Origin of the sequence: Corallincola platygyrae, from assembly GCF_039544265.1 — a bacterium.
GTDB classification, from domain to species: Bacteria; Pseudomonadota; Gammaproteobacteria; order Enterobacterales; family Neiellaceae; genus Corallincola; species Corallincola platygyrae.
This window is the reverse complement of record NZ_BAABLI010000008.1, coordinates 210,566-230,391: the sequence shown is the minus strand read 5'-3', so window position 1 is coordinate 230,391 and position 19,826 is coordinate 210,566. Positions and strand designations below refer to the sequence as shown.

Below are 19,826 nucleotides of genomic sequence, written 5' to 3'. Positions count from 1 at the left end.
TATGGTTTTGGCATCTTATTGATGACACTAACCTGCGGACTCGCTCAGGCCAATACACAAATAGAGCTTCAAACCTATCACGCTTTCCCTGCCAGCAATGAACAACAACACTCTACCAACGGGACATCTACCTCGGCAGTAAGATGTATCTTCGAACACCTTCAAATGAAGCCAGTAATCCATGTGGTTACGTGGCGACACGCGCTGGCGGCACTTACTCGAGGACAAACCCCGGGTATATTTGCTTTGGAGCCCAACGAAAAACTGGCCCAAATAGGCACGCCTAGCTTCCCCATCCTGTTACAAAAGTGGATGTGGTTTCATACTGTTCCGCTTTCTGAACTGCCGAATAAGGCCAGGGTAGCTGTGCTCGCAGACAGCAACGAACAGCGTTGGTTAGAGCAACAGAGCTTTCCCCTAACCCTTGAGGTGCAAGCGGACTCTTTGTCCCAGATGATTAACCTGGTACAGGCTGGGCGTGTTGATGCCTTTCTCGCCGATTATGCGCAAACCGTGCAGCACCTGAAGCAGACGTTCACGCCCACAGGTAAGCTTTCTCATAGCTTCGCCCGCTATGCGCCCATGCATCTCTATTTTTCCAATCATTACCTGGAGAGATATCCGGAACTACTGGGTCAGTTCAACTCCAAGATTGAGCACTGTATTGGCGATGGATTCCAGCTATCTGAGTTTGAACAAACCATTCTTGCCGATAAGTTTTCTGATCTATTCACCACGCTGACTCAAGACCCCCACCTTCTATCAGCGGTGAAAAATAGCGAGCAGGAGCTGCATATTGGCCACCTGGATGTAGCGACACTGGACCAGATGTGGCTGCAGTCAGAAAATGAAGATCTTGCCCTGCGCATTATCAACAGCAAAAGCTCTCAGCGACTCAGGTCCTTAACCAGTTTGTCTGATGAGTTAATCACCGAAGCAATTGTCTCTAATCAACGTGGATTAGGGGTAGGAATCACTCGACTGACAACCGACTTTTGGCAGGGAGACGAAGCCAAGTTTATAAACCCATCGAATGCTCCAGAGCAGCTTCACTTAAGTGACATAGACTACGACAGCTCGACAAGAAGCTTCTTGGTTCATGCCAGCAAAGCGATGTTAGATCCTGAAAGTGGGGAGTTCATAGGCAGCATTACACTGGGCATCAATATCAGTGCACTGCTTGAAAAGCAGGCCGTATTTCTATTTCCTGCTTATCAGTGACTCAGAGTTTTCATCGAGCAAACACTTAGGCGTCGATTAAGCCACACTGGCCAACGATATGGTCCATCAGACGTTTTATATGAATCACTTTAGTGACTGTGTTTTTGTCATCTTCCAGACCAGCGTTCAGCATCACCACATACGCAGTTCCGTTGTTCAGACTCGACCATAAAGACACCAGGCTCACGTGTTCATCAAACGTTGCACGCCATATCGAGGTTTTTCCGCTTAACGTGGACACGTTTCGTTCGTAAGACTCAAGCAGTGTCACATCGTGGAACATCTCATCCTGCCAGATCAATCCGTAGGAATGATGTACGGTTTCCAGTTGCTTTGATGGCGTATCTGTCGACTGGAGATTGGATAGCAGCGGCGACCCATGATGCGAGCGAATGGTGCCAATGGTGATATTCAGGTGAAGGCCATCCTGGGCCACGGTAAAAGAATACTTGGGGTCACCTTCAAATAGCTGCAGATCAATATGTGCGGACTTCTGTTTGAGTCCATCCTGATCGCACGAAAAGATATGATGTGCCTGCGCCTGAAAAGCGGCAATAAAGATGAGTATCAAGAATATGAATTGCAATCTTCCCTGTGCCATCCTGCCCTCCCTGTACTAACCCCATAACTAATCTCACACTAAGTTACGGCGCTCAACTGTTATGTCATCTCAAAATATTCAAGATCAAGAAGTTGCCTGATCTTCTGTTTTAAGCACTCCAGACAACATCTGGTCTACCGCGGTCTTTAACCTTTCCGAATGCGCTTCAATCTTTCTGAGCTGCTGACTTATCACAGTTACGTGATCAGCTCGCTCCTCTTCAGAGCTGTTAGGGTCAAAAAACTGCATATTGTTAAGAATAAGCAGCTTAGGCATCAATGGCAGAAAGCTCAACTCCGTATCACTCAGCTCCGCACACTGTCGGTAGAATTCGATACACTCTCGAATTGCAGCATTGATTATCGGTTGTATCTCGTCGGGATCTGGCTGGAACTGCCTGTCACGAACGCGCTCAGCTCCCCATTTCAGAGGAAAATAAACGTCATCAAGCATACTGCGAGTACACCACCAAAGATCGAACAGCCGCAAGTCCCGACGAATAAAGTCGAAGTCACAGCACCCCACCATCTGTTCATCCTTGTAGAAGACGTTAAAACAGTGGAAGTCACCGTGGATCATCTGCACCTGGCAACCACGCGCCAGCCCTTCTGCGACGTGAGGCCTAACAGATTCGATTAAGTGGCGTAACTTGGGGATCAACTGCAGCATACCTGCATTCGGCTCGCTATCCGATTGCTCAGTAAGCTCAGCTTGCAAGTCATCCAGCCAAGCGGACTGACGCTCAAACTCGAAGCTTTTAATGCGGTCACTGTCGTGCTGTGTAGAGAAACTGGCTGCAGCTTGGTGAAAACGTCCCAAGCCACGCATTGTCTCCCGGACGATCCAAGGCTCAAGCGTGTCATTCCAATGGGGGGTGTAGCCGTCAAACGCTTTGCTTAACAGGAACTGAAAGCCATTGTAGTAAACGACTTTGTCGCCATTTTTAGCCGAAACCAGCTCAGGACAAGGCATCCCGTTCTCTTGCAGGTGCTCACTGAACGCGATCTCCAAAGCGATACGCGAGGGACTATCGTTCTTCAGGCAGTTTTTCAGGTACAGCTTTCCCTCTTCAGTATCGAAACTGAAGATCTCATTTGCCATCGAACAGAAGCTTATTGTGATATCTCCCAACGGAGAAATACCGTACTTCTCAAAGATGTAATGCAGGCGACCTTGAACGGGCTCGTACGGCATCAGACTTTCCAAACACAACGGCTGACAGGCAGCCAACTACTGGAGCCAGTATGTTACTTGGTTTGCAACGGTAGATCCGCTGCTTTCCAACCTATCAGGTCGCCTTCAAGGTGTTTCAGCTGTGTGAAACCTTTCTCCATCAACAGCGCTTCTGCGATCCCTGCGCGACGTCCGCTGCGGCAATACACCACAATCAGCTCATTCTGCGCACCATCCAACTCGCTCCAACGCTTATCCAATTCATCGTGGGAAATATTGATGGCACCAGGAATATGCTCGGCCAGATACTCTGGCTCACTGCGAACATCCAGAACGATAAGGTCAGGATTCGCTTTCTGCAGTTCCAGGAATGATTGCTGGCTAATCAGAGGCGTATCGACCGCCATAGCCAGGCTGGACCAAAGTAAGGTGATACATAAAAATAACTGCTTCATTTCTCTTTCCAATAGTTAACGAATTCGACGATACAACTGCATGCCACCTAGATTGACCTAGTCGCCACCACCACAGCTGCCGCAACTACTACCGCAGCTACTGCCTCCACAGCGACCGCTTCTGCCCCGCGAAAATGCCCAACGCAACACTTTGTAAACGATGAAGATTATCACGCCCCAGAAGATAAAATTATCTATCTTATCTTTGGTCTGTTCACTGCACGCAGCCAACAATCCTGCCGATACAACAAAAGGCACAATATAGTTACGTAGCTGTATTGCACGGGGATTGCTCTTTAGCCAGATATTAGCCGGGGGCGCCTGTTGAAAATGTTCCTGGTAGAGGTCGAGGGTGCGCTCAAAATTTTGCTGATCACGCTTGGCTGCATAAGCATTTTGAGAAGAAGGGTTGTGATGAATATCCCGGCCTAGCGTGTCTCGACAAAGGTCTTGCCAATAGGACTGGGTAAAGGTGAGATGCAGATGCCAGACAGCATCAATAACCTTGGAGGGCACTTGACGCTCACCACTGGCACAAATCAGGTACAGGAAGCGTTTGTATTCGGTAAACGCCTGTTCTGCAAACCTTCGTCGCCACCCATACTCCTGGCACAACTTGTCGAAAAAAAGCGTTTCATCACCGCCAATCGACACCACAAAGTTATCCAGCGCGTGTTTAAGTTCCATCCCAACACCCCATTCCTTTTTCAATCAAGGGTATTCAACCATGCGAGGTATATGGGATTCAACTTTGGTGAATGGGGTTGAGGTGTTGCTATTGAATTCCCCTTCTATGTGCCCGCAGTGAAGGCAAGTGTCAGCGTGAAGGTGGGCAAGGATGCCCACCTTAGGCTCGTTAAACAAGGATGTTTATCGAGCCGTTAGCTGACACGAAGCTGGGAACGAAGGAATAGCACATAGTCGGGGCGCACTCCCTGCCGGTAAAGAGTGGTTGTTAGGGAGCGAAGGCGCATTCGCTCCCTAACTTGGGCGCGAAATTAGGAGCAGATTTAGACAATATGAAGCTTAGCGCCCGAAACCGCTCAAAGAGCCTAAATACTTCTGTCATCCTGGCTCCTAGCCAGAAGCATATTGAAGAAGGCGTCCTGACATCGCCGCTCCTGCACATTAGCATGCCCCACGAAGTGTCTTGGGTACCATGTGCCCGCGGCATACGACCGCCATGGACGGCGGAAATGTCGAAAACGCATGGAGCAGTTTTCGACCGTACATCCTGACATCGCCGCTCCTGCACATTTGCATGCCCCACGAAGTGCTTTGGGTACCATGTGCCCGCGGCATACCGTACATCCTGTACATAAAAAAACACCGCCATAAGGCGGTGTTTTTCTTAGCAACTATCGACAGCGATTAAGCTTCAGCAACAACGCTCAGCTTAACAGTCGCAGTAACGTCGGTGTGAACCTGAACGTCGATGTCGTATTCGCCAGTGTTGCGGATAGTACCCAGTGGCAGGCGAACTTCGCTCTTAACCACTTCAACACCTGCAGCTGTGATCGCGTCAGCGATATCACGAGTACCGATAGAGCCGAACAGCTTACCTTCGTCACCAGCTTTAGAAGCGATAACCACTTCTTCCAGTGCACCCAGTTTTTCTGCACGAGCTTCAGCAGCCGCCAGAGCACCAGCCAATTTGGCTTCAAGCTCAGCACGACGCTCTTCGAATACAGCTACGTTAGCTTTAGTTGCAGGAACTGCCTTACCCTGTGGGATCAGGTAGTTACGTGCGTAGCCAGCCTTAACGGTTACTTGGTCGCCCAAGCCACCCAGGTTAGCAATCTTATCGAGAAGAATAATTTCCATTACCTTTCCTCTTCAAATGGTCCGAGTTAGGCCCGGCCTTACTTGTGCGTGTCGCTGTAAGGCAGCAGAGCCAGGTAACGTGCGCGTTTGATAGCGCGTGCCAGCTGACGCTGGTACTTTGCGCTAGTGCCGGTAATACGGCTAGGCACGATTTTACCACTCTCAGTGATGTAGCCCTTGAGAGTTTGGATGTCTTTGTAATCAATTTCAGTGACGCCATCTGCGCTGAAACGGCAGAATTTACGGCGACGGAAATAACGAGCCATGGCACGATCTCCTAAGCAATCATTTCAATCTGTTGGGCGTGTAAAACCAGTTTTCCTACTCCGTTTGGAGTGCGGTGATGACTTAAAAAGCCAATCACTCTGGCGGTACTGCCCTTAGTTAAATTCAAAGTCTGGGGCTGAATTTCTCGTCCACTGGCCACTACGCTTAAGTAGCACCAAGCTCGACGACCCATTCCGGCTTCCATTTGCTGCGACTGATGTTCCAAACCGAATTCACAGTGGGGAATGCCAGTCGGGCTGCTGGTTGTCGATGGTGCGGTTGCGACGGTTCCCGTCAGCACCAGTCGATTATCAGCATCCATTACTCAGCTTTTGGAGCCTCTTCCGCAGGTGCTTCAGCCGCAGGAGCAGGTGCAGCAGCTTCTTCACGACGATCGTCACGACGATCATCACGGCGCGCTGGACGCTCTTCTTTGGCTTTGGCCATTGGTGACTGCTCAGTAACAGCGCCTTTGACCTTCATGATCATGTTACGCAGCACAGCGTCGTTGAAGCGGAAAGCTGTTTCCAGCTCGTCAACACTTTCAGCAGTCGCTTCTACGTTCATCAGTACGTAGTGTGCTTTGTGCAGCTTCTCAATTGGGTAAGCCAGTTGACGACGGCCCCAATCTTCCAAGCGGTGGATTTGACCGCCTGCAGCAGTGATCACGCCAGTGTAACGCTCGATCATGCCAGGTACTTGCTCGCTCTGGTCCGGGTGAACCATGAAAACGATTTCGTAATGACGCATTAAAACGCTCCTTACGGGTTAACAGCCTCTTGAGCCTCGGCTCAGCCACACCGATATAGAGGCAAGGAACTTATAAAATGGCTGATTTCAGGGGGGCGCATAGTACAGAAATTCATCGCTACGCTCAAGGACTATCTTTAAAGAGGTTTGAATAGTTTTTTCTTTTGCTGCGGTCTGTCTATTCACTTACCCGCTGCCTTCACTGTTGGCCGGCGACAAAGGAGCAATCGATGGCGATAGAACAATTAGTAGTAGCATTCATCCTGTTGCTGTCAGCCTGCCTGTTGAGCGCTCCTGTTGCTCGCTGGACCCACCTACCCCATACCGCCCTGCTGGTACTGATTGGCTTTGCTGGTTCAGAACTGGTGTTGCTGGCTGGCTATGACACCGGGCTGAGAGCCGACAATTTTCAGGATCTGGTGCTGTTTGTCTTTCTGCCAATATTGATATTTGAAGCCGCCTTTGCCATCGACGCAAAGCAGTTAATCAAACACTTAGTGCCTATCCTGAGTCTGGCAATTATTGGTGTGCTACTCACGACCATAGTGATCGGCACGGCGCTTTATTATGCCATTGGCCACCCAACCGGATTCCCCTGGCATTCTGCATTGATTGCCGGCGTCCTGCTTGCGGCCACGGATCCCGTTGCTGTGGTCTCGCAACTCAAGTCACTGGGCGCACCTGCGCGCCTGGGGATCATGCTGGAAGGCGAGAGCCTATTTAACGATGCCACCGCCATTGTGCTGTTCTCAGTGTTTGTCATGCTTGCCACCAGCAGCAATGAATCACTGAGCTTTGGCAGCGCCCTTTATGAATTTGGGCGCGTATTTATTGGTGGGTGCATTGTCGGAGGGCTTTTGGGGTTGGTAGGCGCCTGGCTATTTCAACGCCTGAAGCAGTTTGCCACTCGTGCCCAACTCACTCTTCTACTTGCTTATGCCAGCTTTGCTTTAGCTGAGATGCTGTTTCACGTTTCCGGGGTTATGGCAGTGCTGCTCTGTGGTCTGCTGGTAGGCAACTTAAGTAATTTAGGCAACCAAACAAAAACGGTTAGCCAGGTTGAAGAGTATAAACAGCTACATCAGCTATGGGACCTTTGTGGACAACTGGCCAATGGCTTGCTGTTTCTATTAATGGGCGTGACCATCACCCTCAACATGTTCAGCGAGCGATACCTGGCCATACTCATTGGCATATGCGCCATTATCATTGCTCGAGCGATCAGTATTCCTACCAGCCTGGGGCTTGCCAGGGTTATGAGAGGTCCTGTCATCCCCTTTACTGAACAGAAGGTGATGCACTGGGGCGGGCTGCGTGGCGCTATCACACTGGTGCTTGCACTCTCGCTGCCCACAGATATCGAAGGCTGGTGGACGATTCAGTCGATAGGCTATGGCGTGGTGCTGTTTACCCTACTTATTCAGGCCCCCAGCATGCCTTGGATATTGCGGCGGCTTGGGCTCAGTCAAAACAAGCATTAGCTGCTTTACAACTCTTAACGAACGACCTCAGACAAACACCTCATTATAAACCATAGAAGATCGATGGTTTTGGAGGTATCAGATGAACCTGAATTGTTGGCGCCCCTATACCGCTGTCACCATGATGATGGCCCTGCTGATTGTGTCGGCAACCGGCCTGTTACTGTTTTTAGCCCCTCACGGTCCTGAGGGACGTGGCTGGATGTTATGGGGATTAAGCAAACACACCTATAAAGACATTCATCTTTATCTGGGCTTCCTGGCGTTTGCCCTGATGTTGTTTCACGGCTACCTCAACCTTAAACCTTTAAGTCATTACATGGGCAATAAAACAGGTGCCGGACGGTCATGGTACAAACATCCACTCTTGTGGGGGATAGCGATTGTCATCATACTGGCTGGGCTAGCAGTACTACTCTAACGTTTAAGAGGCTCTCCTGTGGCAGCATTTCGATTAGATCAATCTCTGGCAGAAGACTCAATATTTGTTGTCGACTTACCCCTTTGCCAGGTGCGGCTGGAGAATGATTTCCGTTTCCCCTGGCTGATCCTTATCCCACGTATGAACGAGCTGGTTGAAGTCACCGATCTGCCCGTAGAACGTCAGCATCAACTTATCGACGAGAGTCGTCAGGTGTCTGAAGCATTAAAGGCGGTCACAGACTGTAAGAAAATCAATGTGGCTAATCTGGGCAATGTTGTCAGCCAACTGCACTGGCATGTGGTGGCGAGGTTTGAAAGTGATGCAGCCTGGCCCGGCCCCGTTTGGGGAAGTGGAGAAGCCCGCCCCTGGCCGCAAGGGGAAAGAGACAGGCTGATATCAGAGCTGCTTAATCAATTAGTGAATTAAAGCTGTCGCTGTCTGACCACTTCATACAGACAGATCCCGGTCGCCACAGACACATTAAGACTACTGACACTGCCAGCCATTGGCAGTTTTACCAGCTCATCACAGTGCTCACGCGTTAAACGGCGCAGCCCCTTACCTTCGGCCCCCATGGCGATAGCAATTGGGCCATTGAGTTTGGTCTGATAAAGATTCTGGTCTGTTTCGCCAGCGGTACCAATAATCCAGACTCCCGCTTCCTGCAACTGACGCATAGCCCGAGCCAAATTTGTCACAGCAACCAGCGGCACTGACTCAGCAGCACCACAGGCAACTTTACGTACCGTCGCGTTAAGGGTGGCCGACTTATCCTTGGGCACAACGACCGCATCAACACCAGCGGCATCGGCGCAGCGCAAACAGGCACCCAGGTTATGTGGGTCGGTTACACCGTCCAGTATCAACAGGAAAGGCTGGTCAGAAGATTCCAGAATGCGGTCAAGATCGTGTTCATTCAGCATTGGTGCTGGTTTTATACGAGCCACGACCCCTTGGTGGGTCGCACCGCGAGTCTTATCGTCCAGGGCTTTACGGGACATCTGCTGAACAGACACGCCGTTTTTGCGCCCCAAATTCACTATCTCGGTAAGCTTCTCGTCCAGCCGCCCTTTCAGTAGATACAGTTCAATAAACTGCTCTGGAGACTTCTTCAATGCCGCAGTCACGGCGTGAATACCAAAAATTAGATCAGACTGACTCACCGGATTTACCCTTTTTTACTGGCCTTCTTGGCTCGGGACTTAGTGCTGGCTTTTTTCTTAGCAGGCTTTTTACCTGCCGCCTTGCCAGATCCCAGCGCCGCTGCCGCAGAACGCTGTGACGCACTCATGGCAGACTTCTTCTTGCCACGGCCACCGCCCTTACCTTTTTTCGCGCCGGGCACTATACCCATTTTCATCTTGTCGCGCTCGCTTACCTGTTTGCCGGAAGACTTCCCTTTGGCTCCGGCTTTCGCTTTACCTTTCCCTTTACCACGATCTTTGCCCCTGTCTTTACCACTGAAAGAACCACCTCGGCCCTTTCGGGCAGAACCACTACGACGCCCCTGGGCGTCATCACCGGCCAGCTCAAAATCGATCTTGCGATCTTCGATATTGACGCCGACAACTCGCACACATACCGAATCACCCAGGCGATAACGCTTGCGGCTGTTTTCGCCAATTAACTGGTGATGTACCTGGTCAAATTGATAGTAGTCGTTGTGCAGAGTCGATACGTGAACCAGGCCATCGATCATCAAATCGTCCAGACGGACAAAGAAACCGAAACTGTTGACTGACGAGATCACACCGAACAGCTCGTCGCCGACATGGTCCTGCATGTATTCACACTTGAGGAACGCATCAACATCACGGGTGGCATCGTCAGCACGGCGCTCGGTCATTGAGCATTGCGGGCCAAAGATATCCATCTCATCAAGTTGATAATGGTAACCGCCCGTCGGTGTCCAGCGCTGTTTCTGGTCGCCATGCTGTTCTTTGGCTACCAGATACTTGAGTGCGCGATGCAGCAATAGATCCGGGTAACGACGAATAGGCGAGGTAAAGTGACTATAGGCCGGTAGCGCTAGACCGAAGTGGCCTTCATTGTCCGCATCGTATATCGCCTGCTGCATAGAGCGCAGCAACATGGTCTGGATCAGCTCCTGATCCGGACGACCTTCGATCTGTTCAACCAGTTCACCAAAGTCAGCCGGTGTAGGGGAGTCATCCCCTCCCAGGCTCAGGCCCAACTCACCGATAAAGCGGCGAAAGTTCTGTAGCTTCTCCTGTCCGGGAGACTGGTGTACGCGAAACAGGGCGGGTTCTTTATGCTTAGTGACAAAACGTGCCGACGCGACGTTTGCCAGGATCATGCACTCTTCGATGATCTTATGGGCATCGTTGCGCTCCACCGGCACAACCTGATCAATCTTACGTTCAGCGTTGAAAATAAAGCGCGTTTCCAGGGTTTCGAACTCAATTGCACCGCGCTGATGACGCGCCTGCTTCAGAGCACTGTACAAACGATGCAGCTCTTCAAGGTGAGGTACCTGGGCCGCATATTTTTCCCGAAGCTTCTCATCGCCATCCAAAATTGCAGCAACCTTGGTGTAAGTGAATCGCGCATGAGAATTCATGACGGCTTCGTAGAACTTATAACCTGAGAGATTACCGCGGGCACTGACGGTCATCTCACACACCATGCACAAGCGGTCTACCTGCGGGTTCAATGAGCAGAGGCCATTGGACAGCTCCTCTGGCAGCATGGGGATCACCTGATTGGGGAAGTAGACCGAGTTACCTCGGTTCTGGGCTTCCTGATCCAAGGCCGAATCTGGTCGAACGTAATAGCTGACATCCGCGATCGCAACCCATAGGCGCCAGCCACCTGAGCGTTTCTTCTCGCAGTAAACGGCATCGTCAAAATCGCGTGCATCTTCGCCATCAATGGTGACCAGTGGCAATTCGCGCAGATCAATCCGATTCTCTTTGGCTTCTTCGGGAACTTCATCCCCCCATTTGCGCATCTGCTTTTTGACCGCTTTGGGCCATTGGTGGGGAATATCGTAGTTACGCAGCGCGACTTCAATCTCCATGCCAGGCGCCATATGCTCGCCCAGCACTTCGGTGACTTCCCCCATGGCGTTGAATCTAGGGGTTGGGCGAGATGTGATTTTACAAACCACAATCTGGCCGTGGCGCGCACCAAGCTTATGCTCTGGTGGGATCAGGATATCTTGGCTGAGGCGGGTATCATCTGGCACGACAAAGCCCATGCCAGACTCAACAAAATAACGGCCGACAATTTCCGGGTTACGCTCTTCCACGACGCGAACGACGCGGCCTTCCTTTCGCCCTTTGCGATCAACACCGATTTCCTGAACCAGAACGGTATCACCGTGCAGAACACCAAACATCTGTTTGTCATTCAGAAACAGGTCGCCACTTTTACCCGTAGCCGTTTCCGGGCGAACAAAGCCGAACCCATCCCGGTGAGCGATGACAGTACCCTTTATCAGGTTCAACCGCTCTGGCAGCGCATATTTTTTACTGCGGTTGAATACCAGTTGCCCATCTCGCTCCATGGCGCGCAGGCGACGTTTTAACGCCACCAGCTGCTCTTCATCGGTCAAGCCAAGTTGTGCGTTCACTTCGTCATAGGAGAGTGGTGCTGGGCTTGCTTCGAAGAGAGAGAGGAGATAGGTACGACTGGGGATAGGATTTTCATATTTGGCTTGTTCTGAAGCCAGTTCCGGATCCTGATGGGGTTTGTCCACTGAGATAGCCTGATTAAGTAAGCTTTTGTAGAAGTATACCGGATCTGCCGGGAAAGCAGAGTGGGAGATCCAAATTTAGTCAGCTAATCCCTTGATCAGCCGTTGATTTGCGCGCGTTTGATTTCAGCAATAACGTGAGGTGGCATCTGTTCGGCAAGCTGAGCAAGCAGTTCCTGCGCCCGCTGATGGGTCTTTTTATCGGCGATCACGGCTTCACTGAGCCAACGATACGCGTCGGCGTAGTCATAGGGGCTGCCTTCACCTTTGGCAAAGATCTCAGCTAGCTCCAATTGCGCTTTCAGGTTACCCAAAGAAGCCGCTTCACGAAGATAAACAACGGCACGCGCGAAGTTCTTTTGTACCAATATGCCGCGATAGTAGTAGCGACCTAACTGCTCCAATGCGGCCGGCAAGCCTTGATTAGCTGCTTGCTCAATAAAGTGCATGCCAAGCTCCGCATCGCGCTCGTAGCAAACACCCCAAGCCAGCATATCGCCGTACAGGAACTGGTATACCGGCGTTTCCATCTTCTTGGCGCGAGCTTCAATATCCGCTACCAGCTGACAATCATCGGCTTTGACACGGGCCAGGTGCTCATTGCGAATAATCAGTCGCCCCAGCTCCTCTTGGCTGTAGAGCTGAATAGCACGCAATGGCGGCGCCGTTTCTATTTCTGGTTCACCAGCAAATACCGGCGATTTATCTGCTTCCGGTTCTGGCTCAGTCGCCCAAGCATGACAGCAAAGCAATAGAGCAGATGAAAGTGTGAGGAATTTTTTCATTGATAAAATCATGGCTACGACCCTAAGCGCTTATACCATTATCGACCAATTTGGCACTGCCTTTAGCCTAAAGCATACCAACAACTAGAGGCAGCCATAGATTAACGATCAATTCTTGTGCAAAAACAGTTTCATGCATAAGATCTTTCTTATATCTTCTCACGCAAATTCATGGAGTGAATCGATGCGTTTTTTCATTTTTGCCTTAACTCTGCTTTTCTCCTCCGTTGCGTGGAGCCAGACTCAGCTGCATCAGCTTTCCCCAGCCATAGGCCATTGGATCACTCCAGATGGCAGCGCCCGCCAACATTTCTATTGGGGTGTAGGTGAACGCATCGTCCATGGCTACATGGAGATTAAAGTGGGCGATAGCTGGGAAAAGGTTGCTGAAGGCAGCTATCACTGGGATCCCGTTGCTAAAACCATTCGCGCCACTTTTGTTGGCATAAAAATGGGGATCGCGCTGTTCTACGGTAAGGGCGGTGAAGAAGGTGGAAATCTGGTGTTCTATAACCGCACTCAATCAGAAAAAGGCGAATGGATGGATAGCGTTGAGACCTGGACCTTTGGCAATCCGGATTCATTCGAATATGTCATCGAAAGAGTAGAAGCAGGCACCAGAAAGCCCTGGTATCGTGGTCAATGGCTACGGGACAAGAGCAAAACAAACGAATAGTTTGAAGCCCTGATATTTTCCCTCCCCAAAAACAGAAAAAGCCGCTAATCAGCGGCTTTTTTAATGCGGGATGCTCACATTACGCGAACGGATGACGCAGAATCATAGTCTCGTTACGATCTGGACCCGTTGAGATAATATCTACAGGAACTTCCAGAATCTCTTCGATACGTTTGATGTAAGCCACAGCCTCTGCAGGCAGCTTGTCGACGTCTGTCACACCAAAGGTATTGTCATCCCAACCAGGCATGGTTTCGTAGATAGGCTCCACGTTTTCATAACCATCAGCAGCCATAGGCGGTACATCTACGATGCTGCCGTCAGCCAGTTTGTAGCCGGTACAGATGTTCAGCTCTTTCAGGCCATCAAGTACATCCAGCTTGGTCATACACAAGCCAGTGATTGAGTTGATTTGTACTGCACGGCGCATTACAACCGCGTCAAACCAACCACAACGACGCTGACGACCGGTAGTCGCGCCAAACTCGTGACCCTTAGTGCCCAAGTGGTTACCCACTTCACATCCAAGTTCCGTTGGGAATGGACCAGCACCAACACGGGTGGTGTACGCTTTCACGATACCCAGCACATAATCCAGGTGACATGGGCCAAAACCCGCACCTGTTGCAACACCACCAACAGTGGTATTAGAAGAGGTTACATAGGGGTATGTGCCGTGATCGATGTCCAGCAGCGTGCCCTGGGCACCTTCGAACATGATTGACTCACCGTTTTTACGTGCTTTATCCAGCACGTCAGTGACATCAACTGTCATCGCTTTCAGCGTGTCAGCAATAGCCAGGCAATCCGCCAAGACCGTATCGTAATCAACCGCTTCTGACTCATAGTAATTCGTCAGCATGAAGTTGTGATATGCCATCACTTCCTTCAGTTTGACCGCAAAGTCATCTGCATTGAACAGGTCACCAACACGCAGGCCACGACGAGATACTTTGTCTTCGTAAGCAGGACCAATACCACGACCTGTAGTACCAATCGCTTTCTTACCACGCGCTTTTTCGCGCGCCTGATCCAGTGCCACGTGATACGGCAGGATCAAAGGACAAGCTTCAGAGATGAACAGACGCTCACGCGCTGGCACACCGCGCTCTTCAAGCATCTTCAATTCTTTGAACAGGGCATCTGGCGCAAGAACAACGCCATTACCAATTATGCATTTTACGTTGTCACGCAAAATACCCGATGGGATCAGGTGAAGGACGGTTTTTTCGCCGTCGATAACCAGTGTATGACCAGCATTGTGTCCGCCTTGATAGCGCACAACATAGCTCGCCTGATCTGTCAGTAGGTCTACGACCTTACCTTTACCTTCGTCACCCCATTGGGTGCCAAGCACTACAACGTTTTTACCCATTTCTCAGTTCGCCACAGATTAATGGTTGCGAGGAAAGGCGGGATTTTAGCAGATCTGGAAGAGAGATCACCCCTTTTGCCGAAGGATTAACCATAACAGCAGCAAACCTGCTGAAACCATTACTAATCCTATCTGACGCAGAAGCTCTGGGCGCTGAGCTGACATCATACGTAACATTCTGCTCCAGCGGTTTGGAAACATCAGAGGACCGACCCCTTCAACTACTAGTAAAAGAGCGAATCCAATCAATAAACCGGTCGTCAACATCTACTGCAACTCCCTGCCTACCATGACTTAAAGATGAGACTTTAACAAAAAGGGGCCAACCGGCCCCTTTAAACAATTACTTAATTCACTTCCGCCTGTTTCATATAGCGGAAGAACTCACTGTCAGGTTGAATGACAAGTACATCCCCCTGATTCGCGAAGCTCTCTCTATATGCACGCAACGAGCGCAAGAAGGCGAAGAACTCAGGGTCCTTGTTATAAGCGTCAGCGAACACCTTAGCGGCACTCGCATCCCCTTCACCGCGCAGGGTACGAGACTTACGTTCCGCATCAGCGAGCATCACGGTCACTCTGCGGTCCACTTCCGCCATAATAATTTCGGCGCGCTCACGACCTTTAGAGCGGTGCTCACGTGCAACCACTTCACGCTCAGTGCGCATACGGTTGAAGATCGCGTCTCGGATCTCCTCGGGCAGGTTGATGGTTTTCACCCTCACATCTACCACTTCGATACCCAGGTCTTTGGCACTTTCAGCACCTTCACGTAGTGCTTCAGCCATCAGGTCATCACGCTCACCTGATACAATTTCCTGAATGGTGCGGGTACCGAACTCGGTACGAAGGCCGTTGGTAATCTTCAGATCCAGTAGACCTTCTGCGCGGAAGCGGTCACCACCGGTTGCCAGGTAGTACTTGGCAAAATCATTGATGCGCCACTTGGCATAAGAGTCAACCAACAGGTCTTTCTTTTCTCTGGTGATGAAGCGATTCGCTTGACCACTGAGCGTCTGCAAACGCGCATCAAGGATGGTCACGGAATCAATCATCGGTACTTTAAATTGAATGCCCGGCTCATAGACAACGGCCATACCGTCTGGCCCACGCAATACCTTGTTAAATCGTGCGACGATACCTCGTTCGCCCTCTTTAACAATGAAGACCGAAGAGTAAAGCGCAACCGCCAGAGCTGCGATAACAAATAGTACTAATCTTTGCATGATTAATTTCTCCCCTGGCGATAACGGTCATCACGGCTTGTTCTGCCACCACTGCTTGCAGGGTAATCAGTGCCTCCAGAAGACGAGTTAATAGTCATGGGCGCCTGTCCTGAACCACTCGATGGATTAGCCTTGCGCTGTTTCATCATTTGATCCAGCGGCAGGTACATCATGTTGTTGCCACCCTCAACATCCACCAGCACTTTGCTGGTATTGCTAAGCACAGACTGCATCATCTCGATGTATAAACGACTACGAGTTACTTCAGGCGCAGCCTGGTACTGAGGTAGCAGCTTCTCGAACTGAGCGACTTCACCCTGAGCTTCAAGGATCACTTTCTCTTTATAACCCTGGGCTTCTTCCAGCATACGCTCTACACGACCGCGGGCCTGAGGCTCTTTTTCACGGGCGTAAGCACGGCCTTGGTTGATGATGCGCTCTTCATCTTCTCGAGCGGCTACGGCATCATCAAATGCATCGCGAACCTGCTCTGGTGGACGTGCATTCTGGAAGTTGACGTCACGGATGGTAATGCCGATACCATAATTGTCGATAATACTTTCCAGCTCTTTCCAGGTATCCTGGCGAACCTGTTCACGCCCCTCACTCAACACATCGTCCATGCGAGCATGGCCAACAACGTAGCGCAGCGCACTGTCTGTTGCCTGTTTCAGGGTATCGTAGGGATCTGGCACGGTGAACAGGAAGGCGCGGGGATCAACCACTCGGAACTGCACTTCCATCTCAACACGCACCACATTCTCATCTCGTGTCAGCATGTTGCCGCGAGACGGCATCGACTGGGTCGTGCTGACATCCACCGGAATATATTCATCAACAAAGACCGGGCGCCAATGCAGACCTGGCGAAACCTCTTCCAGATATTCGCCAAAGCGCAGCACGACACCACGCTCTGCTTCGCGGATGGTATAGAAGCCGCTAAGGGCCCAAACAATCAACAGTACCACTAGGATCAGACCAATAGCGCCTGTCGAGAAGCCGCCGCCACTGAGTCCGCTGCCACCACTTCCACCGCCGAAGATACCTCCGAGGCGTCGGGAAACATTCTTAATTGCTTCATCTAGATCAGGTGGTCCCTGGTCGCGACCGCCTTTTCCCCAAGGGTCCTTATCACGACCCCCATTTCCTGGCTCATTCCACGCCATTTATGCTACTCCAGTTCTTTGGATGCGTTTGTTATCTGTTTTGTCTGCACAACGAATTCGCCTGCAACCCATCTTAATGACAGATGCAGGACTCAATTGGTTCCGGAGAATGCTTCACTAACCGCTGCCAATCTGCAGCTGGCATGCGCACCGTCAATAACCAACCACCTTCGTCGGTGAATTCTTCCGACTGCACACTGTTCATGCTGTAAAACACACCACGAACCCGCCCAAACTTAGGCGGCAAGCGCAACTGATGCTCGACGATAGTGCCCGACAAGCGCTCCGTCAACGCTTCAAACAGCAATTCTATGCCTAAATCCTGCTGCGCTGAAAGCCACACAGACTCAGGTTTTCCCTCGTCGTCCCGCTCAATGCGTGGTGCCATATCTTCAACAAGATCAATCTTGTTATACACCATGAGTACGGGGACTTCACCCGCATCGATCTCATTGAGCACTTCATTTACCTGAAAGGTGTTGTCATCCCGCCTTTCATCTGCCACATCAACCACATGTAACAAAAGCTGTGCTTCCTGTGTTTCCTGCAGTGTGGCTTTAAACGCCGCAACAAGATCATGGGGTAGGTGACGGATAAATCCAACCGTGTCAGCAAGAATAGTTGGGCCAACATCATCAATATCTAGTTTGCGTAGCGTTGGGTCCAGGGTCGCAAACAGCTGATCGGCGGCATAGACACCGGCATCCGTGATCCGGTTGAACAGTGTCGATTTACCTGCGTTGGTATATCCAACCAAAGACACCGTCGGTATCTCTACGCGTCGGCGAGCCCGGCGCCCTTGCTCTCGCTGCTTGGAAACTTTATCCAGTCGCTTGAGAATATGGTTTATGCGGCCCCGCAGCAGGCGGCGGTCGGTTTCCAGCTGAGTCTCACCCGGACCTCGCAGACCGATACCACCTTTCTGACGCTCAAGGTGTGTCCATCCACGCACTAGGCGAGTCGACAGGTGACGCAGCTGAGCCAGCTCCACCTGCAGTTTACCTTCGTGAGTACGTGCACGCTGAGCAAAGATATCCAGGATCAGGCCAGTACGGTCGAGAACACGACACTTACAGATATGCTCCAGATTGCGCTCTTGCGAGGGAGAAAGTGCGTGATTGAAGATAATCAGATTGGCAGATGTCGCCTGCACTAAGGCAGCGATCTCTTCTGCTTTACCCGCACCGATAAAATATTTGGGATTAGGTGAAGGGCGGCGGGTTGTGACGACATCTAACGCCTCAACTCCCGCCGATTGAACCAACATTTTGAGTTCAGCTAAATCTTCCCTTTCACCCTCATCACTAAAATCGACATGAACCAGGATCGCCTGTTCACCAACATCATAACGGTCAAACAAGCGTTACGGCCCCCTGAGGATTAAACATTACTATTCGCCGTTCTCCGGTTTGCCAGGTGCATGGCTGGCATGAGAAATGGGACGTGCTGGCACAACAGTAGAGATAGCGTGCTTATAAACCATCTGGCTCACTGTGTTTTTCAGCAGAATGACAAATTGGTCAAATGACTCTACCTGTCCCTGTAATTTAATTCCGTTAACCAGATAAATAGAGACTGGCACACGTTCCTTACGCAAAGCGTTCAAAAATGGGTCTTGCAATGATTGCCCCTTAGCCATCGCCTTATCCTTATTGTTTTATATTGCTAGTTATTATGAGTAGAGTTTTCCCTAAACAAGACAGTAGTATAAACAAGACAGACCTGTCTAGCGAATGGCGGAAAGGATGATTTCCAAGTTATTTTCATCACCACTTTCCAGCCAGCGAACACCCGGCCAGCTCCTTAGCCAGGTTAACTGTCGTTTTGCCAATTGGCGTGTCGCTACAACACCACGATATACCATTTCATCGAAGTCGTAACGTCCTTCCAGATATTCCCATACCTGGCGATAACCGACGCAGCGGATTGAGGGTAGGTCTATGTGCAAATCTCCGCGCCCATAGAGCTGCTTCACCTCATCCACGAAGCCCTGTTCCACCATCTGTTTAAAACGCAGCTCAATCCGTTGATGGAGTAATTTTCGGTCATTTGGCGCAATAGCGAATTGCACTACATCAAATGGAAGTGGCTCCGCTGACTGCTCAGCTATCCATTCAGACAAGGATTTGCCGCTGACGCGATACACTTCTATCGCTCGCGAGAGCCGCTGAGGATCATTCGGATGGATCCGTTCTGCAGATTCAGGGTCGACCTTTTTGAGTTCATCATGCAGCGCCTGCCAACCTTTATCCGCAGCTTCAGCCTCTATCTGCTGACGAATTTCAGGGGAGGCTTCCGGCAACGCTGATAACCCTTCCAACAACGTTTTGTAATAGAGCATGGTGCCACCAACCAGCAAAGGGGTTTTGCCCTTGGCTACTGCTTTATTCATCGCTGCCAGCGCGTCTTTGCGAAAACGCGCCGCTGAATAGGCTTCTGATGGATCGATTAGGTCTATCAACTGGTGAGGGGTTTTAGCCAGTTCCTCAGCCGTGGGTTTGGCGGTACCAATGTCCATCCCTTTATAAACCAGTGCAGAATCGACACTGATCACCTCGCAGGGGATCGCCTGATAAAGCGACATCGCCAGGTCGGTTTTACCTGACGCGGTCGGCCCCATTAAAAAAATGGCCTTTGGTCGGGTTGCCGTCTGCGGATTCGTATTCATTTCGCTGTTCAATATG

The 19,826-nt window shown here is 50.7% G+C and carries 23 protein-coding genes; 5 read left to right on the top strand and 18 right to left on the bottom strand.

What is annotated here, in order from left to right; all coding sequences use genetic code 11:
• Positions 1 to 21 precede the first annotated feature (21 nt).
• Positions 22 to 1,221 (top strand): substrate-binding periplasmic protein, encoded by a 1,200-nt coding sequence (locus ABEA14_RS06635; RefSeq protein ID WP_345339108.1) that lies wholly within the window; start codon positions 22 to 24, stop codon positions 1,219 to 1,221.
• Between the two features lie 25 nt (positions 1,222 to 1,246).
• On the opposite strand, the gene ABEA14_RS06630 is transcribed toward ABEA14_RS06635, so the two are convergent.
• From ABEA14_RS06630 to rpsF, 8 genes are all read right to left on the bottom strand, one after another.
• Positions 1,247 to 1,822 (bottom strand): hypothetical protein, encoded by a 576-nt coding sequence (locus ABEA14_RS06630; protein ID WP_345339107.1) that lies wholly within the window; start codon positions 1,820 to 1,822, stop codon positions 1,247 to 1,249.
• Between the two features lie 84 nt (positions 1,823 to 1,906).
• Positions 1,907 to 3,016: a phosphotransferase enzyme family protein gene (locus ABEA14_RS06625; protein ID WP_345339106.1), complete on the bottom strand. Its 1,110-nt coding sequence runs from the start codon at positions 3,014 to 3,016 to the stop codon at positions 1,907 to 1,909.
• A 53-nt stretch (positions 3,017 to 3,069) separates the two neighbouring features.
• Positions 3,070 to 3,450 (bottom strand): rhodanese-like domain-containing protein, encoded by a 381-nt coding sequence (locus ABEA14_RS06620; protein ID WP_345339105.1) that lies wholly within the window; start codon positions 3,448 to 3,450, stop codon positions 3,070 to 3,072.
• Positions 3,451 to 3,507: 57 nt separating this feature from the next.
• A complete protein-coding gene (locus tag ABEA14_RS06615; RefSeq protein WP_345339104.1) occupies positions 3,508 to 4,137 on the bottom strand; it encodes a glycine-rich domain-containing protein in 630 nt (209 codons plus the stop codon).
• 684 nt (positions 4,138 to 4,821) lie between these two features.
• Positions 4,822 to 5,274, bottom strand: coding sequence for a 50S ribosomal protein L9 (gene rplI / locus ABEA14_RS06610; protein WP_345339103.1), 453 nt, complete (start codon positions 5,272 to 5,274; stop codon positions 4,822 to 4,824).
• 38 nt (positions 5,275 to 5,312) lie between these two features.
• Entirely contained in the window at positions 5,313 to 5,540 is a 228-nt protein-coding gene (rpsR, locus tag ABEA14_RS06605) for a 30S ribosomal protein S18 (protein WP_345339102.1), read from the bottom strand.
• A gap of 11 nt (positions 5,541 to 5,551) precedes the next feature.
• Positions 5,552 to 5,863, bottom strand: coding sequence for a primosomal replication protein N (gene priB, locus ABEA14_RS06600; RefSeq protein ID WP_345339101.1), 312 nt, complete (start codon positions 5,861 to 5,863; stop codon positions 5,552 to 5,554).
• A complete protein-coding gene (rpsF, locus tag ABEA14_RS06595; protein WP_345339100.1) occupies positions 5,863 to 6,291 on the bottom strand; it encodes a 30S ribosomal protein S6 in 429 nt (142 codons plus the stop codon). Before rpsF ends, priB begins: the two co-directional genes overlap by 1 nt.
• A 230-nt stretch (positions 6,292 to 6,521) precedes the next feature.
• Here rpsF and ABEA14_RS06590 point away from each other — a divergent pair, with 230 nt between their 5' ends.
• The 3 genes from ABEA14_RS06590 to ABEA14_RS06580 all read left to right on the top strand — a co-directional run bounded on the left by ABEA14_RS06590 (position 6,522) and on the right by ABEA14_RS06580 (position 8,622).
• The gene (locus ABEA14_RS06590) at positions 6,522 to 7,772 is read left to right on the top strand and encodes a cation:proton antiporter (RefSeq protein WP_345339099.1); all 1,251 of its coding nucleotides are present in this window, start codon (positions 6,522 to 6,524) and stop codon (positions 7,770 to 7,772) included.
• Positions 7,773 to 7,854: 82 nt separating this feature from the next.
• Entirely contained in the window at positions 7,855 to 8,193 is a 339-nt protein-coding gene (locus tag ABEA14_RS06585) for a DUF4405 domain-containing protein (protein WP_345339098.1), read from the top strand.
• Positions 8,194 to 8,211: 18 nt separating this feature from the next.
• A complete protein-coding gene (locus ABEA14_RS06580; protein ID WP_345339097.1) occupies positions 8,212 to 8,622 on the top strand; it encodes an HIT domain-containing protein in 411 nt (136 codons plus the stop codon).
• On the opposite strand, the gene rlmB is transcribed toward ABEA14_RS06580, so the two are convergent.
• The 3 genes from rlmB to ABEA14_RS06565 form a co-directional block, all read right to left on the bottom strand.
• On the bottom strand, positions 8,619 to 9,359 hold the full coding sequence (gene rlmB, locus ABEA14_RS06575) for a 23S rRNA (guanosine(2251)-2'-O)-methyltransferase RlmB (RefSeq protein ID WP_345339096.1): 741 nt from the start codon (positions 9,357 to 9,359) through the stop codon (positions 8,619 to 8,621). The two genes, ABEA14_RS06580 and rlmB, sit on opposite strands and share 4 nt — an antisense overlap.
• 5 nt (positions 9,360 to 9,364) lie before the next feature.
• On the bottom strand, positions 9,365 to 11,917 hold the full coding sequence (gene rnr, locus ABEA14_RS06570; protein ID WP_345339095.1) for a ribonuclease R: 2,553 nt from the start codon (positions 11,915 to 11,917) through the stop codon (positions 9,365 to 9,367).
• Between the two features lie 95 nt (positions 11,918 to 12,012).
• On the bottom strand, positions 12,013 to 12,699 hold the full coding sequence (locus ABEA14_RS06565; RefSeq protein ID WP_345339094.1) for a tetratricopeptide repeat protein: 687 nt from the start codon (positions 12,697 to 12,699) through the stop codon (positions 12,013 to 12,015).
• A gap of 184 nt (positions 12,700 to 12,883) precedes the next feature.
• Here ABEA14_RS06565 and ABEA14_RS06560 point away from each other — a divergent pair, with 184 nt between their 5' ends.
• Positions 12,884 to 13,375, top strand: coding sequence for a hypothetical protein (locus ABEA14_RS06560; RefSeq protein ID WP_345339093.1), 492 nt, complete (start codon positions 12,884 to 12,886; stop codon positions 13,373 to 13,375).
• A gap of 79 nt (positions 13,376 to 13,454) precedes the next feature.
• Here the strand turns inward: ABEA14_RS06560 and ABEA14_RS06555 are convergent, their stop codons facing one another.
• From ABEA14_RS06555 to miaA, 7 genes are all read right to left on the bottom strand, one after another.
• Positions 13,455 to 14,750, bottom strand: coding sequence for an adenylosuccinate synthase (locus ABEA14_RS06555; protein WP_345339092.1), 1,296 nt, complete (start codon positions 14,748 to 14,750; stop codon positions 13,455 to 13,457).
• Positions 14,751 to 14,816: 66 nt separating this feature from the next.
• Positions 14,817 to 15,017, bottom strand: a complete 201-nt coding sequence (locus ABEA14_RS06550) for a DUF2065 domain-containing protein (RefSeq protein ID WP_345339091.1) — start codon at positions 15,015 to 15,017, stop codon at positions 14,817 to 14,819.
• Between the two features lie 80 nt (positions 15,018 to 15,097).
• Complete coding sequence (hflC, locus tag ABEA14_RS06545; protein ID WP_345339090.1) at positions 15,098 to 15,976, bottom strand: protease modulator HflC; 879 nt, start codon at positions 15,974 to 15,976, stop codon at positions 15,098 to 15,100.
• Between the two features lie 2 nt (positions 15,977 to 15,978).
• A complete protein-coding gene (hflK, locus tag ABEA14_RS06540) occupies positions 15,979 to 17,142 on the bottom strand; it encodes an FtsH protease activity modulator HflK (protein WP_345339089.1) in 1,164 nt (387 codons plus the stop codon).
• A 73-nt stretch (positions 17,143 to 17,215) separates the two neighbouring features.
• Complete coding sequence (gene hflX / locus ABEA14_RS06535; protein ID WP_345339088.1) at positions 17,216 to 18,502, bottom strand: ribosome rescue GTPase HflX; 1,287 nt, start codon at positions 18,500 to 18,502, stop codon at positions 17,216 to 17,218.
• 30 nt (positions 18,503 to 18,532) lie between these two features.
• On the bottom strand, positions 18,533 to 18,781 hold the full coding sequence (hfq, locus tag ABEA14_RS06530; RefSeq protein ID WP_345339087.1) for an RNA chaperone Hfq: 249 nt from the start codon (positions 18,779 to 18,781) through the stop codon (positions 18,533 to 18,535).
• An 87-nt stretch (positions 18,782 to 18,868) separates the two neighbouring features.
• Positions 18,869 to 19,810 (bottom strand): tRNA (adenosine(37)-N6)-dimethylallyltransferase MiaA, encoded by a 942-nt coding sequence (gene miaA / locus ABEA14_RS06525; RefSeq protein WP_345339085.1) that lies wholly within the window; start codon positions 19,808 to 19,810, stop codon positions 18,869 to 18,871.
• Positions 19,811 to 19,826: the final 16 nt, after the last annotated feature.

Coding starts and splice junctions, on each gene's coding strand:
- ABEA14_RS06635 (WP_345339108.1), top strand. CDS start 22: ATGACACTAACCTGCGGACTCGCTCAGGCCAATACACAAATAGAGCTT.
- ABEA14_RS06630 (WP_345339107.1), bottom strand. CDS start 1,822: ATGGCACAGGGAAGATTGCAATTCATATTCTTGATACTCATCTTTATT.
- ABEA14_RS06625 (WP_345339106.1), bottom strand. CDS start 3,016: ATGCCGTACGAGCCCGTTCAAGGTCGCCTGCATTACATCTTTGAGAAG.
- ABEA14_RS06620 (WP_345339105.1), bottom strand. CDS start 3,450: ATGAAGCAGTTATTTTTATGTATCACCTTACTTTGGTCCAGCCTGGCT.
- ABEA14_RS06615 (WP_345339104.1), bottom strand. CDS start 4,137: ATGGAACTTAAACACGCGCTGGATAACTTTGTGGTGTCGATTGGCGGT.
- rplI (WP_345339103.1), bottom strand. CDS start 5,274: ATGGAAATTATTCTTCTCGATAAGATTGCTAACCTGGGTGGCTTGGGC.
- rpsR (WP_345339102.1), bottom strand. CDS start 5,540: ATGGCTCGTTATTTCCGTCGCCGTAAATTCTGCCGTTTCAGCGCAGAT.
- priB (WP_345339101.1), bottom strand. CDS start 5,863: ATGGATGCTGATAATCGACTGGTGCTGACGGGAACCGTCGCAACCGCA.
- rpsF (WP_345339100.1), bottom strand. CDS start 6,291: ATGCGTCATTACGAAATCGTTTTCATGGTTCACCCGGACCAGAGCGAG.
- ABEA14_RS06590 (WP_345339099.1), top strand. CDS start 6,522: ATGGCGATAGAACAATTAGTAGTAGCATTCATCCTGTTGCTGTCAGCC.
- ABEA14_RS06585 (WP_345339098.1), top strand. CDS start 7,855: ATGAACCTGAATTGTTGGCGCCCCTATACCGCTGTCACCATGATGATG.
- ABEA14_RS06565 (WP_345339094.1), bottom strand. CDS start 12,699: ATGAAAAAATTCCTCACACTTTCATCTGCTCTATTGCTTTGCTGTCAT.
- ABEA14_RS06560 (WP_345339093.1), top strand. CDS start 12,884: ATGCGTTTTTTCATTTTTGCCTTAACTCTGCTTTTCTCCTCCGTTGCG.
- ABEA14_RS06555 (WP_345339092.1), bottom strand. CDS start 14,750: ATGGGTAAAAACGTTGTAGTGCTTGGCACCCAATGGGGTGACGAAGGT.
- ABEA14_RS06550 (WP_345339091.1), bottom strand. CDS start 15,017: ATGTTGACGACCGGTTTATTGATTGGATTCGCTCTTTTACTAGTAGTT.
- hflC (WP_345339090.1), bottom strand. CDS start 15,976: ATGCAAAGATTAGTACTATTTGTTATCGCAGCTCTGGCGGTTGCGCTT.
- hflK (WP_345339089.1), bottom strand. CDS start 17,142: ATGGCGTGGAATGAGCCAGGAAATGGGGGTCGTGATAAGGACCCTTGG.
- hfq (WP_345339087.1), bottom strand. CDS start 18,781: ATGGCTAAGGGGCAATCATTGCAAGACCCATTTTTGAACGCTTTGCGT.
- miaA (WP_345339085.1), bottom strand. CDS start 19,810: ATGAATACGAATCCGCAGACGGCAACCCGACCAAAGGCCATTTTTTTA.